Annotated in this window: 12 protein-coding genes; all 12 read right to left on the bottom strand. The window is 58.9% G+C overall.

Going from position 1 to position 13262, the window contains the following annotated elements:
* Positions 1-2: 2 nt before the first annotated feature.
* Positions 3-521 carry a transcription antitermination factor NusB gene (gene nusB / locus PSV26_RS18775; protein WP_300512801.1) on the bottom strand — a complete coding sequence of 173 codons (519 nt, stop codon included), beginning with the start codon at positions 519-521 and terminating at the stop codon, positions 3-5.
* Between the two features lie 31 nt (positions 522-552).
* The gene (gene ribH / locus PSV26_RS18770) at positions 553-1017 is read right to left on the bottom strand and encodes a 6,7-dimethyl-8-ribityllumazine synthase (RefSeq protein ID WP_300512799.1); all 465 of its coding nucleotides are present in this window, start codon (positions 1015-1017) and stop codon (positions 553-555) included.
* A 2-nt stretch (positions 1018-1019) separates the two neighbouring features.
* Entirely contained in the window at positions 1020-2132 is a 1113-nt protein-coding gene (gene ribBA / locus PSV26_RS18765; RefSeq protein ID WP_300512797.1) for a bifunctional 3,4-dihydroxy-2-butanone-4-phosphate synthase/GTP cyclohydrolase II, read from the bottom strand.
* Positions 2133-2135: 3 nt separating this feature from the next.
* Positions 2136-2771 (bottom strand): riboflavin synthase, encoded by a 636-nt coding sequence (locus PSV26_RS18760; protein ID WP_300512795.1) that lies wholly within the window; start codon positions 2769-2771, stop codon positions 2136-2138.
* 55 nt (positions 2772-2826) lie between these two features.
* Positions 2827-3927: a bifunctional diaminohydroxyphosphoribosylaminopyrimidine deaminase/5-amino-6-(5-phosphoribosylamino)uracil reductase RibD gene (ribD, locus tag PSV26_RS18755; protein ID WP_300512793.1), complete on the bottom strand. Its 1101-nt coding sequence runs from the start codon at positions 3925-3927 to the stop codon at positions 2827-2829.
* Between the two features lie 70 nt (positions 3928-3997).
* Positions 3998-4606 carry a hypothetical protein gene (locus PSV26_RS18750; RefSeq protein ID WP_300512791.1) on the bottom strand — a complete coding sequence of 203 codons (609 nt, stop codon included), beginning with the start codon at positions 4604-4606 and terminating at the stop codon, positions 3998-4000.
* Between the two features lie 33 nt (positions 4607-4639).
* A complete protein-coding gene (locus PSV26_RS18745) occupies positions 4640-5152 on the bottom strand; it encodes a type IV pilin protein (RefSeq protein WP_300572951.1) in 513 nt (170 codons plus the stop codon).
* Positions 5153-5159: 7 nt separating this feature from the next.
* Positions 5160-10250, bottom strand: a complete 5091-nt coding sequence (locus tag PSV26_RS18740) for a PilC/PilY family type IV pilus protein (protein WP_300572949.1) — start codon at positions 10248-10250, stop codon at positions 5160-5162.
* A gap of 10 nt (positions 10251-10260) precedes the next feature.
* Positions 10261-10950: a PilX N-terminal domain-containing pilus assembly protein gene (locus PSV26_RS18735; RefSeq protein ID WP_300573614.1), complete on the bottom strand. Its 690-nt coding sequence runs from the start codon at positions 10948-10950 to the stop codon at positions 10261-10263.
* Between the two features lie 11 nt (positions 10951-10961).
* Positions 10962-11963 carry a PilW family protein gene (locus PSV26_RS18730; RefSeq protein ID WP_300572946.1) on the bottom strand — a complete coding sequence of 334 codons (1002 nt, stop codon included), beginning with the start codon at positions 11961-11963 and terminating at the stop codon, positions 10962-10964.
* The gene (gene pilV, locus PSV26_RS18725; protein WP_300572943.1) at positions 11960-12580 is read right to left on the bottom strand and encodes a type IV pilus modification protein PilV; all 621 of its coding nucleotides are present in this window, start codon (positions 12578-12580) and stop codon (positions 11960-11962) included. The genes PSV26_RS18730 and pilV overlap by 4 nt, the downstream gene beginning before the upstream one ends.
* The gene (locus PSV26_RS18720; protein WP_300512779.1) at positions 12571-13215 is read right to left on the bottom strand and encodes a GspH/FimT family pseudopilin; all 645 of its coding nucleotides are present in this window, start codon (positions 13213-13215) and stop codon (positions 12571-12573) included. The genes pilV and PSV26_RS18720 overlap by 10 nt, the downstream gene beginning before the upstream one ends.
* Between the last annotated feature and the right edge of the window lie 47 nt (positions 13216-13262).

The following is a 13262-nucleotide window of genomic DNA, read 5'->3' as shown; positions in this document are numbered from 1 at the left end:
TATCAGGCTTTTTTGTCGGCGGCGACTTCAGCGGCGCGAAAGGCCGGTGCCAGTTTATGCAGCACACCGTTGACGTATTTGTGGCCGTCGGTGCCGCCAAAAGCCTTGGCCAGCTCGATACATTCGTTGATGATCACGCGGTAAGGCACGTCCAGGCAATGCTTGAACTCGTAGGTGCCAATCCACAACACCGCATGTTCGACCGGCGATATTTCGGCCATCTTGCGGTCCAGCAAAGGCGTCACACGGTCATCCAGCGACGCAGCTTCTTCAATACACCCATGCAGCAGCGCGTCGTAATGTGCCGCATCAGCTTTGTGAAAGCCGACCAGGTCGCGGGTGAAGGCGTCAATCGACGACGCTTCGTTGCGACCCACCAGGTGCTGGTACAAGGCCTGCAGGGCAAACTCGCGTGCCCGGGTACGTGCTGACTTGTCGGCTGCCTTTTTGACGCCCGTGTCGGTCAGTCCGCTGCGGGTCTGCGGCGGACGCTTGGGTTTGAGGGGGGTCTTTTCAGTCATGGCGCGCCTGGTGGGGGAGGGGAACGGGATATCAGTCAAGTTCGTTCAGCAGGTTGGCCATTTCCACCGCCACGCGCGCAGCATCCCGGCCCTTGTCGGTCTGGCGGGCTTCTGCCTGGGCCGTGTTTTCGACGGTCAGGATGGCATTGGCGATAGGCAACTGGTAGTCCAGTACCAGCCGGCTGACCGAGGCGCCGCTTTCGTTGGCGACAAGCTCAAAGTGGTAGGTCTCGCCGCGGATGATGCAGCCCAGCGCCACCAGCGCGTCGTACTGGTCGCGTTCGGCCATGGCCTGCAGTGCCGAGGGGATCTCGAGCGCACCCGGCACCTTGACGTGGTGAATGTTTTTTTCCTCGACACCCAGCGCCAACAGCTCCTGCCAGCAGGCCTTGGCCAGCGCATTGGTGATGCTTTCGTTAAAACGCGCCTGGACAATGCCAATCGTGAGTTTTTTGCCGTCCAGCTTGTCGGCCGTACCTTTTTCTGCACCAAACACGGTTATTCCTTTTTGTTGGCAATGTAGCCAGTGATCTCGAGTCCGTAACCCGTCATGCTGGGCATGCGGCGCGGGTTGCCCATGAGGTTCATCTTGTGCACACCACACTCGCGCAGGATCTGCGCGCCCACGCCGTAGGTGCGCAAGTCCATGCGGCCTCGCTCGGGGGCCTGGCTGGCGCGTGCCGTGCCTTCGAATTGTTCAAGCAGCTGCGCCCCGCTTTCGCCGCAATTGAGCAGTACCGCCACGCCTTTGCCCTCCCTGGCAATATGCGTCAGGCTCTGGTCCAGGCTCCAGGAGTGCATGGAGCGGCCGGTTTCCAGCGCGTCGAGCACCGACAGCGGCTCATGCACCCTTGCTGCCACTGTGTCTTCGGGCCCCCACTGGCCCTTGACGAGCGCCAGGTGCAGGCCGTGGCTGGTCTTGTCCTTGAAGGCATGCGCCGTGAATTCGCCAAAAGCGGTCTGCAGTGTCCGTGTGCCAATTTTTTCGATCAGCGAATCATGGCGGCTGCGGTGTTCAATCAGGTCGGCAATGGTTCCGATTTTCAGTCCGTGTTCGGCGGCAAAAACCTGCAGGTCGGGCAACCGGGCCATGGTGCCGTCGTCTTTCATGATCTCGCAGATGACAGCGGCGGGCGAGCAGCCCGCCATGCCGGCCAGATCACAGCCAGCTTCCGTATGGCCGGCTCGCATCAGCACGCCGCCATCGACCGCTTGCAAGGGGAAAATGTGGCCGGGCTGCACCAGGTCGCTGACCTTGGCGTTTTTGGCGACGGCGGCCTGCACCGTGCGGGCCCGGTCTGCCGCGGAGATGCCGGTGGTCACGCCCTCGGCGGCCTCGATGGAGACCGTGAAGGCGGTACTGTATTTGCCACCATTGCGGGTGGCCATGGGCGGCAACTGCAACATCTCGCATCGCTCACGCGTCAATGTCAGGCAGATCAGGCCGCGACCGTAACGTGCCATGAAGTTGATCGCTTCCGGAGTGACGTGGTCGGCGGCCAGCACCAGGTCACCTTCGTTTTCGCGGTCTTCTTCGTCGACCAGGATGACCATGCGGCCGGCCCGCATGTCGGCCACGATGTCTTCAACAGGGGAGATGGCAGTGGTCATGATTTAGTTATTCTTTCCGTCCTGGAGCATGCGCTCGACATAACGCGCAATGAGGTCAATTTCGAGGTTCACCTGCGATTGTGGTCGCAGATGGCCCAGTGCTGTGTTTTGAACCGTGTGGGAAATCAGGTTGATGCTGATTTCGCAGCCGGCCTGGCTGCCTTCAAGATCGGTGACGCGGTTGACCGTCAGGCTGACACCATTGACCGTGATGGAGCCTTTGTAGGCCAGGTACTTGGCCAGTTCACGCGGAGCGTGGATGCGCAACTCCCAGCTTTCACCCACCTGGGCGAAATGCGTAATGGTGCCGATGCCATCGACGTGGCCGGCGACGATGTGGCCGCCCAGCCTGTCGTTGGCGCGCAGCGCTTTTTCAAGGTTGATGGGACCGGGTTCGGTCAAGCCACTGGTTTTGGCCAGCGACTCGGCTGATATTTCGATCAGGAACTGGTTTTGGGTGATGTCGAGTGCGGTGACTGTCATGCAGGCGCCGTTCAGCGCAATGCTGTCGCCCAGGCCCACGTCGTCGAGGTAGTCCGATGGCGCTTCGATGGTGAGTCGCTTGCCATGGTCCAAAGAGCTGCCCAGGCTATGGATGGCGACGATGCGCCCCACGCCGGTGATGATTCCGGTAAACATGGCGCTATTTTCGCAGAGATTGCGGGCGGCCACGCGCCGGGCTGATAAGACAGAGCTAAAAGAGGTCGCGCCCCCGGACTCTGGCGACAATGCGCAGATCGGGTCCGAGCCGGTCGGTCGAGAGAAATTCGAGATCCACCGCCTGCGAAAGCTCGGTGATCGGCCCGAAACTGGCCATGCCGCTGCCCTGGCCTATCAGTTTGGGGGCCAGGTAGACCACAAACTCATCGACCAGACCTTCGCGGATCAGCGAACCGTTGAGCTTGTGCCCGGCCTCGACGTGCACTTCGTTGACCTCGCGCAGCGCCAGGTCGCTAAGCATGGCCGCCAGGTCCACCTTGCCACCGCTCCCCGGCAGATAAACCACGGTTGCACCGCGCGCTTCGAGGGCCGCCTTTTTGGCATCATTTTGCTCCGCAGCGTAGATGTAGAGTGCGCGACCAGCTATGAAAAGATGAGCATCCAGCGGCGTCTCCAGCCGGCTGTCCACCACCACCAGATGCGGCTGCCGCGGCGTGTCGACCAGCCGAACATCGAGGCGCGGGTTGTCTTCAAGCACGGTGCCGATGCCGGTGAGGACCGCGCAGGAGCGTGCGCGCCATGCATGGCCGTCGGTTCGGGCGGTGTCGGACGTGATCCACTGGCTCTTGCCATTGTCCAGCGCCGTCTTGCCGTCGAGCGAGGCCGCCACCTTCATACGCACCCAGGGCGTCTTGCGAATCATGCGGCTGAAAAAACCGATGTTCAGCTCGCGTGATTCCTCTGCACCCGGCCCCACTTCAACTTCAATGCCAGCAGCCCGCAGGCGCTCGAAACCCTGGCCGGCCACCAGCGGATTCGGGTCGGCAATCGACGCCACCACTTTTTTGATGCCGGCCGCAATGAGGGCATCGCAGCAAGGGCCGGTGCGGCCATGGTGCGAGCAGGGCTCGAGGGTGACGTAGGCGGTGGCACCGCGCAGCGAGTGGCCGTGCGCCTGGGCGTCCCGCAGCGCCACGATTTCTGCGTGGGGGCCGCCGGCGCGTTGCGTGTGGCCTCGACCCAGGATACGACCGTCAGCGGCAGAATATATGGCACCAACCCGGGGGTTGGGAGAGGTCAGGAGCAGGGATCCCTTGGCCTGCTCCAGGGCGCTTTTTATGTTGCTTGAGGTCAAGGTAAATCAGCCAATTTTGTGCAGTCCGGATCTGGAACAACATACCTGCAAGGACGAGGGCGAAAGGAAATCAGAACTCAAGTGCCATTTCCAGTGTTCTTTGGCTGGCTACCTGTCGGCCATTTTTGGTGGCGGGAGTCATCTGCGTTCGTATCAAGCTCTGTTCGATGTTCTGCTTCCTCTCCTTCGGGATCTCAGGCGTTGAGGACAGTATCGCCACGTTCAGGATATCTCCATTCTCCGCGATCCAGATCTGGACGATCATGTGTCGAAGTTGGATGGAGGCAGCAGTCTGCGAGGGGAACTGCCAGTTCAGGACAGGAAGAGCGGGCTCGTCCACCTCTGCAATGGCGTAAAACCGGGTGTCGGCGTCAGGGCGCCAGACATTTGGATGCGTCGTGGCCCCAGCACCCTGTACGCGACCTGCGTTGCCGCCGGCCTGTTTCGGCGTGTCAGGCGTTGCCATTGCTGCCGCCGCTGTGGGGCTGTCGCCGGAAGCTGGTGTTTGTTCAATGACGCGAACAACGATGCGCCGCACGCCATCGTTGGACTGGGTTTGGCTGTGAGGCGAACCAAAGAGCGAAAGTAGCGGTTGTGCGACAAAGACTCCGTAGTGCAGGACCACTGAGGCGGCAATTGCGACCATCCACCGCATATCTGGCGGTTCACTGAGTTTCAATTCAGGCCTTTGATTCGCCGCCCCTGCCAGGCTTTACTTCCAGCAAGCCGTTGCTGCCGCCGATGCGGAGCTGAATGACGATGTGGAGAATCCGGGGTTGCTTTTGACGCCTGTGTTCGTGATCTGGAAGTTGCCACATTTGTCAGACGCCACAGGGCCACCTGCAACGCGCGTTGCGGTGAGGGTGTAGCTTCTTGCCGCCGATGCCGACACGGCAATGGTGTAAGCGCCTCCCCCGTCCCTGGGAGACTGTGCCAGGTTTGCGGGAAAGATGTCTGCCACAGCGGTTCCGGCGGTATTGACGTCGTACCTGAAATTTTCGGAGTAGTGGCGCTCCATCCATTGAGAGGCTTCCAGCAAAATGGTCCGGACTTCTGCCCGCCTGCTCTTGGCAACGGATTCCCTGTAGCTCGGAAAGGCAACAGCGGCCAGAATTCCGATGACCGCAACGACGATCATGAGTTCGATGAGCGTAAAGCCGCCGTTGACGCGTCTGGCGGGGGGGCACCCGCCGCCGGTTGTTGACCATTGTTGAGCTGGTGTCATGCTTGTCTTACCTTGTCTTGAAAGATGGAATCTCACGCCAGTAAATTCGCGCCGAAGCATTTGGCGATTGCGCTGTTTCATCGGTTAGTTCGCCAATGATGCGGGTGCAATTTTTCTGTCCTGCTGCACATGCTGTGCTGGTTGCGTCTCGCGAGAAGGTGACACGCTGGTCGGTAATTCTTATCGACGCGGTCCGGTAGGTGACGCCACCGATGGTTATTGTCCCGAAAACGTTGGAGTCCAGAAGACCGGTGATGGGGTCCACAAATGTGGAATAGGCAACTGGGCCGCTGAAACAAACAGCGGTGCTGGTCGCGGCCGGCGCGATGGAGACAGTGGCGAGAAGGCCTTGTGTGATCGTCGGATTGCTGACAACCATTTCAGAGGTGTCTGGAAGCGTGACATACCAGCCCTTCTTGCTGGTCCAGTCCATGGCCGCTCCCGTGACATAGCCCTCTCCGACAGTTCCGTTGGTCGGATCGGAATCTACCACGGTCACTCGATTGAACGTTCGCGCTGTCAGCTCTGTACGAAGACGGGGCAGGCCGGTTGTCGCATTGTCAAGCAAGGCTGGATTCGAAACATAGGCGGCGCTTGAATATATCGGATTGTCCCAGATGCCGAAGATGGCATGGTTCCGTCCGGAGCCGTCCGGAAAGTCCGCTGAAACGACCGATTTTCCCGTTGCAAAATTAATCACCACGCCGCCCAGCGGATGAAAGCGGTACTCGGGCGCAGACGTGATGGGCAGACGAAGCGCGGAAGCGTCTGATTGCTTCGCGACAAACAATGGGCGCTTGTTTGTTCCATCAGTGTTTGCGTATGCGACTTTCCAGTTGGCCTGGTTGGAGCTGGATACATCGAACTTCCACAAATTGCCTTTCAGGTCACCCGCGTAAATGTAGTCCGCTACGCCATCGTTATTCGTGTCAATCCAGGTCGCCTGCGACAGGCCATTGTTGGGCCCGACATCAGCAACCAGTTTGACGTAATTGGTGGAAGGTGACCAGACGCCGCTGTAAGGGCCATTGGCAAACAGGATGTAGAGCGCGGCCGAGCCGTTGGTGCTGTTGATCCCGTTGGGCATCAGCACGGCGAACTTGCCATTGTTCATTTTGGCGATCGCTCCGGATTGCTCGCTGACGCGGCTGATCGTTCCCATCTGGGCCAGGTTGTAGCCCAGATCACCGCTGCTGTCATCCGCCTCGGAGAATTGCCATTTAAAGACGCTGGCAGCGTTGGTTTCCGTCAGGGCATCGGGGTCCGTCACGTCGAGGGCAAAGATGCCTTTGCCGCCGCGTCCCAGGGAGGCGAACAAGTAGGTTCTCCAGGCGGCCGTTGGTGCAGCAGCATCATAAGCGGGGTCCCCTGTATTTGTGATGGTCGAACCCAGCAGCACGTCCGCAGAATAGGGCGTTCCATCCTGAAAAGCCTGTACTTTCTCGCCGGCCGGATCAACCCAGTCCTGCAGGCGCGAATGGAGGAGTTGCGGGACGTAGGAAACTATGGGTGTACCCCCCGTCGATGAGGATGTGGCTGCATTGAACCCGTGAAGCATGCCATCCCCAGCGCCCACCCAGACGATGCTCTTGCGGTTCCTGTAAGTGGTGACAAAACTTCCATAACCCGGAAATCTGGTGCCGAAATAGTCCGCGCTTGGCGGTGACGTAACGGTGGGGTTTGAACTCACCACCGGGCCCATGATGGAGTTGGCGTTGCGTTTTCGGAAACGCAGTCCGTTGGGAGTCTCATCAGTCCTGCTACCGCGAAGCCAATTCAGTTTGGCTTCTGCCGCGGCGTTGGTGCCTCCGAACGCGACCGTTTTAGCGGCGTCGGACAATGCGCCCCATGAAAAGGCGAAGCCGCTGGAGTTGCCGACATTGGTGATGATCTGGCGGGACGCAGCCGGCAGGGCGGTCAATTTGGTGTGAGCCGCCCAGTAATAGTATTCGCGGTCAAGCGTGCCGTCTGTTTTCAGGCGGATATCAAATTTACCGTCAGGCTTGACGATGAACGTAAGCAATTCTCCGTGTCCATCGTCGCCGTCAAAACTCGCCAGGTATTTCAGGCTACCAGACTGGATCTGGGCGGACGCCACGGCAGGCGCCGTATTGGACGCACCCACAATGGCGCTGAATGCGGCCCTTAGAGCTTTTTCAAGTTCGCTGGGCCGAATCGCGAGGAAGTAGTTGTCCGGGAAGCCGTCTGCGCCGGCGGTGCCATCGAGTTTTTTGATGTCCCAGTTGGCTTTGTCCGCAGTGGGTTTGTCAAAATATACCTTGGGATCAGAAGGCGGAACGGTGACATTTTCGTTTTTGCTGAAACCACCCCATTTGGCAGCGTACCAGAGGGGGTCCTGCAATTGCCCGGCGGTCGCGGTGCCAAAGGTATATTCAGCCCGGCTTTCGTCCTGGTTGGCCTGGCAACCTGAACAACCACCCGACGTATTTACATTGGGGTGTGCGGTACCGTCGGAGCGCGTCGTCGGCAGGGTAGTTCCATCCGTGAAGTTATAACCGTAAATACCTGAGTGGAAGTGCGCGCCGTCTTTGGTGCTGCCGGAGATGGTGTAGCCAAAACCTTGCGGGTTCGCTGAGGCCGCGTTGAAGACGCGCGTATAGACGTAGAGCTTGCCATTGTTAACTTCGTACCGCAGGATGCCGGAGACATCGCTGTCGTAGTCACCCCCCTGCTCGGAGTCTTCCCAGACGATCAGGAATTTTCCGGAAGTCGCTGTGGGTGTGCCGACCACGCGGAAATCGACCAGGGTACCGCTGCCGATGCCGCCACCCACCAGCAATTGGTAAGAAGGCTGGATAACGATTTTTTGACCTGCCACCGTCGGGTGCGGAATTTCAATACGTGGTTTGCCCGGTGCCAGGGCCACCGAAAAGCTTTTGACTTTGAAGGCATCGGCGTTGGCTTTGAGCTGCGCGGCCGTGGGTGTGCGAACAGGGTTGGTGCGGGCCCAGTAGGCAGCGCCCGCCAACGCGTAGGACCCTGCATATGAGGGAGCATCGGGGCACAGGCCGTTTGCACTGGCCAGTGTGGAGATGGTCTTGGCCGTACAGGTTCCGTCGTTTGTTGTTCCGTTGTTGCCAATAAACCAGCTGTTGTTGTGGATGCCTTCATCCGTACCGATGACGTTGATCATGTTTACCAGGCTGGGGCTGGTCGGCAAGGTCGCAAAGGGGCTCCATTGCGTCCCGGTGTTGCTGTCGTAAGACGTCACACTGGAGTTGAAGTTGATGGCGTTGATGGCCCGACATTGACCTTGACCGAATGTGGCATCGGCGGCGGTCTTGGCCGCGGCGTTGGCGCGGTTCACGGGATCGATCCACGCTGGTTTGGGAAGCCCCATGGCTTCGTCCTTGGAGCCCGACTGTGTGTAGTCGTAAATAGAGCTTGGTGCCAGACCGCCAAGGTAGCGCAGTGATTCCGTGAACATCTCCCCCATGGGATTGCCCCAGCTCGTACACTGATTGTCGGTGAGGGATGTCAGCTGGTAGGTGCAGTTTCCGTCGCCGATGTAAGTGCCATCGCTGTAACGGTAGCCATAGATACGGAGTTTGTTGAGTGTGTAGACAATGCCCTGGGCGGCGGTAAAAGTCCCGTCCGTGGTGTAGTTGACTTCGCTACGGAATGAGTCAATATTGCTGCGAAGTACGCCGCCGCTGATGTTCTTCGCGAAGGACCCGGTCATCAGACCAAACTCGGCCAGGTTGCCTTCGCCATATTCGTGTAGCAGCCCTTGGGGCTTGAAGTTCCCGGAAGGGTATTGCTTGCAGTTTTCAGTTCCCAACAGTGTTGAGTTGCAAGCCGAGACACGAACAATAAAGTCGGGCCCGGTTCCGGCGATCACCACGCCCTGAGTGCCTTTGGCCGGGTTGCTGGAGCCCGCTCCCAATCCTGTAATGCCAACGTTGTTGCCGTTAGAGGCGCTTTTTTCACCGCTCCAGTGGCACTGCCACCGCTCATTGGCGTTCCATAGCTGGTAGTCACCGCGCGCAATACGCATCAAGGGCGGGTTTGCATTGGTATGGGAATTCCCGTTTCCCGCCGTGTTGGTATTGAATGGAGAATTTGCAGTCAGGTTGTCGCCGAGGGTGGTGTTACAGATGGTGGCGGAGGTTTGGGTCAGGTTCTGGATGGTCCATTTTTTGAAGTTGCTGCTGGCGCTGCCTGGCGTGACATAACCGCTTGGCGTGACCACCATGTTGAACCAACCATCGGTGGTATTCACCTCCAGGGCTACACCCTCCATATATCGTGCCGCGTTGTCCTGATCAACTGCCCTGACCTGATCGCCCACCTCTATGCTGAACGCGCCGCTCAGGGTGACGGAGAAGGTGACGCAGTGGTACTGAGGTGGCGGTGTGGTGGGGGGGTCTTGGGCAGCGTAGTAAGCGACCGCTTTGCTTTCGCAGGTGGCGGCGGTGGCTGCAGAAGGCGCATTCCCGTCATTGTTTCGATACGCCTTGTTGCTACCTGCAACAAACTGGACTTGCCGCCTGGCGCTGTTGTTGTCATTGTTGCTGATCGTAGCCGATGCTGCCAGCTGGGATGCACTGAAGGGCGTGAGTTGGGCCAGGTCATCACCCTTGTAGTACTTGGCAAATGAATGCGCATCGGTAGGCAGGCTGGCCCGTTCCAGCACGGTGAGTGCGGCGGTGTCTGTGACCCGTTGCCCGCCATAGAGCACCTTGCGAACCACATCCACGCGTGTCATGGTGGCCCAGTTCAGGAAGTTGCCGCTCCAGTTTCCAGTGCAGTATTTGTTGGTGTTGGTGCTGACCGGGTCAAACCGGTTTGTCGTGCCGCTGTAGCTATAGCACTTGTAGGAGTCGAAATAGCCGTAGTAGTTGAAGCTGTGCTTGTAGGTGGTTTCCGGCAGGCCGTCGCCGTCGAGGTCTGAAAACTCGTCATAAGCCCTGTAAAAAAGCTGGTGGTCTTTCGACATGTTCAACATGATCATCGGCCTCGGTGTGGAGGTCACGATATTGGGCGGAATGGCCGGCGACAAAGGCGCTGCAATAGCGGGGACTTGCGAGCAGGCGATTACCAGAAACAGCCCGGCAATGGTCAGAATTTTTTTCATGGCGTGTTCCTTATCGCAAGTACGGACGGAAATAGGTCTGCATGACAACTTCAGTATTGATATCCGCACCAAAACCCCGCGCGGTAATTCGCATCACCTTGTCGTCCGATCGGGCAAGGTATTCAATGAGGTATTCAGGCTGCCGCGCCACACCCGCTATCCGTGCCACGCCGGTGAAGGTGCCTAATGGGACGGAGCCGTTAAAGGTGCAATTGGTGTTGACACCCGTGGCATCCCCCGGTTTGGGGCTGGCCGCGCTGGCCGGGTCGCCGTCCCAACGGCCTTGTTTGGCGTTGATCGTGGGCCACCAGGGTTCAGGGTTGGTCACCGTCGTGTAATTGCTGGAGTCGTAGTAACTCAATTCAAACCGGCATTGGCCGCGCGGACAATTTGTGTCGAAGGCTGGCGAAGCCAGAGCGCTCCCTTGTGCCGGTCGGTCAGTACCGCGCGCGCAAAGGGCGTTGGGCATGATGGCCGATACATCCAGCCGTAGATCGCGCTCGGCATCGCGAAGGGCGGCCTCGGTGGCCTGCCTGGCCACTTCATAGTCGAGCTGGTTTCTGGAAAGGGTTTCACCAGTGGTGGCACGTCGAATGCCCAGCGTACCAAGAATGGTGATAACCAGAAGGAACATCAGGACCACAGGAAGCGCAACGCCACCTTCAGCGTGCCCCGATGACGGTTGGCTTGGTCGAAACATTCCAGGCTTCATCAGAAGGTTCCATTCAGGTTATTGCGGATCGCAAATACACGCTCATACCTTTTGTAGAGTGAGCGGTCAGACGCCGCGTAAGTGACGGTAGCGCCCCTGCAATTGGCATAGGTGCGCAAGCTGCCGGCCTTGTCCTGGGTCCGGATGTTGTCGGGCGCGCGTGTCAGCACACACACACGCACGGCGGTGACGCGCTGCCAGCTGGTCAAGGTTCCCACGGTGGGTAAGGTCGTCACTTCTGCCGCTGTGTAATAAGTTTGCGGAGAAAGGCTTCCCGTGCCGTCATGCACGCCATATGCAAAGGTCATGTCTTCAATCCCCTCGAAGAGGGGTTGATACACGGTGTCCTCCGTAGCTTTTCCGTTGCCGTTGCAGGCCAGACTCTTCGTTGTGACTGTTTGTGTGGTGCCGCCTGGCCCCGGCTTGGTGTAGTTTGTGTTGGTAAGTCCAAACCGGTTGGAAACATAAAGAGGTCGTCCCGTCGCTGCCTGCACGACGTTGCTGGGGTCCACAGAGACGCTGACTCGCAGACAATCGAAGCCACTGACGAAGGTCGCGGCGTCGAGTTCGGGCGTCGCAAAATAGTTGATCACCACGGAGTCAGGCGCGCCGGCGGTTGCGGTGGGACAGGCCCCAGTGGTCGGATTGAACACGCCGCCGTCACAGCCGAACAATCCCTGGTTGTAAGCCGCAATAGCCGTGTTTTTTGTGTTGCTGAACCGACCCATGAGATTGAGGCTGGCGCTGCTCGTGGAAACGATGGCGGGGTAATACCCGGCCATCTGCAACTCTCGTCCGATCATGTCCAGCGCGAGTTTCCCGGTTTCGTTCATGCCCGCAATGTTGGCCACTGCTGTGGCGGTGCTGCGCGTTCCCAGATATGCGGCGGCGGCAGCCAACGCGATCACAAGGCTGATGACCAGGCTGACCAGGAGTTCGATCAGGCTCAATCCGCCTTGTGAACCCAAGGATGGCGTTCGGTGATGGCGGGCTTTGATCACGGAATGATCTCCAGGTTGACGCATTGAATTCCGGCCAGGGCAGCGGCGGTCCCTACCGATGCCGGACAGCAATTGCGTGCGGCAATACCTGTGGTCCCCACTGCAGGCACAGGACATATCTCTGGCTGCCGCAAATTCGTACCGTCCAGGTTGTCTTTGTTGAACCAGGCGACAGTGACTCCGAAACGTAAATCAACCCCTTTCACGCCCGTGGGGGTGACAAAACCCACGGCGCCCGGGAGTTGTTGATTCAGGTCACTGCGCCAGACCGCCAGGTCATAAGCGGCAAGCTCTGCGTTGGTGCAAGCCTCGGCGTTACAGTCTTTTGCCGGTGAGAGATAGGTGTTGGGCAAAGGCGTGGCCTCGATGGAGGCGCGTTCCGCCGCGTATGTTCTGGAAAAAGTGTAGGCGTTCTCGTCGGCACTGGCATTGGCCCGAATGCGGTCAGCAAGACTGCTGATGTTGGAAGAAAGCGCGGACCGGACCCATCCGGTCTGTTCGTATTTGATGGAGGCCGTTTGCATGCCCACCATGCCCAGCAGGCCGATGGACAACACAAGAATGGCTACGAGGGCCTCAATCAGGCCGGCACCTCGCTGGCTGTTCATCACGGACATGCGCTTACCCCTGCATATTGTTTGATGGTCACCCGGCCTGCCGAGCTGATGCAAATGGACCGATAGTGAGGGCTGCTGACACTCTCGGGAACATAACTCAGGGTGAAGTTCGACTGGCCGCTCTGAGTAAGGCCTCTCGACTCAAACATGAATCTCCGTACGGCAGTCGGATTCGCTGCCAGCTCGAACGAGTCCGCCCCCGCCTGGCGCACGGAAATCAGACTTGAACCATTGGTTGTCGGATTATTTTGGGTACTACTGCAACTGGGGTTCGAAAAAATGATCCATCCAGCTTGCCAGTTGCTGCCCGTCGTTGCGCAGGTCGGAGTGCCGCCCGTCAATGCATTGGCCGTGTTGCTGGACATGCAGATGGTCACACAGTTGTTTCGGCTGATGGCCTCGATTCGAGTTCGGGCAATGTCGCTGGAAAACTCGGTCGTGACGGCGACAGCCTGGTTGCGTACCAGAAACTCTCTCAAGTTCGGCAGGCCGAACGCCAGGATCAGGCCCAGAACCACCATGGTGACCATCAGCTCAATGATGGTGAACCCCGACCCGGATGCTCGCGGGAGAACCTGAGGCCGGTCAGACCTGGACGGCAATGGTTTCAAACAGGCAGTGGAGGTCTGTGGCATGGAATCAGTATAGGAACCGCGCCTGAAATCGCTGCTCCGACCGTCGG

Source organism: Polaromonas sp., assembly GCF_029945685.1.
GTDB lineage: Bacteria > Pseudomonadota > Gammaproteobacteria > Burkholderiales > Burkholderiaceae_C > Polaromonas.
The sequence above is the reverse complement of the archived record's forward strand: the minus strand, read 5'-3'. Positions and strand labels throughout refer to the sequence as shown.

What these genes read in the sequence shown, in the direction of transcription:
- nusB (WP_300512801.1), bottom strand. Translation starts at nt 521, where the DNA reads ATGACTGAAAAGACCCCCCTCAAACCCAAGCGTCCGCCGCAGACCCGC.
- ribBA (WP_300512797.1), bottom strand. Translation starts at nt 2,132, where the DNA reads ATGACCACTGCCATCTCCCCTGTTGAAGACATCGTGGCCGACATGCGG.
- PSV26_RS18760 (WP_300512795.1), bottom strand. Translation starts at nt 2,771, where the DNA reads ATGTTTACCGGAATCATCACCGGCGTGGGGCGCATCGTCGCCATCCAT.
- PSV26_RS18745 (WP_300572951.1), bottom strand. Translation starts at nt 5,152, where the DNA reads ATGACACCAGCTCAACAATGGTCAACAACCGGCGGCGGGTGCCCCCCC.
- PSV26_RS18740 (WP_300572949.1), bottom strand. Translation starts at nt 10,250, where the DNA reads ATGAAAAAAATTCTGACCATTGCCGGGCTGTTTCTGGTAATCGCCTGC.
- PSV26_RS18735 (WP_300573614.1), bottom strand. Translation starts at nt 10,950, where the DNA reads ATGTTTCGACCAAGCCAACCGTCATCGGGGCACGCTGAAGGTGGCGTT.
- pilV (WP_300572943.1), bottom strand. Translation starts at nt 12,580, where the DNA reads ATGTCCGTGATGAACAGCCAGCGAGGTGCCGGCCTGATTGAGGCCCTC.
- PSV26_RS18720 (WP_300512779.1), bottom strand. Translation starts at nt 13,215, where the DNA reads ATGCCACAGACCTCCACTGCCTGTTTGAAACCATTGCCGTCCAGGTCT.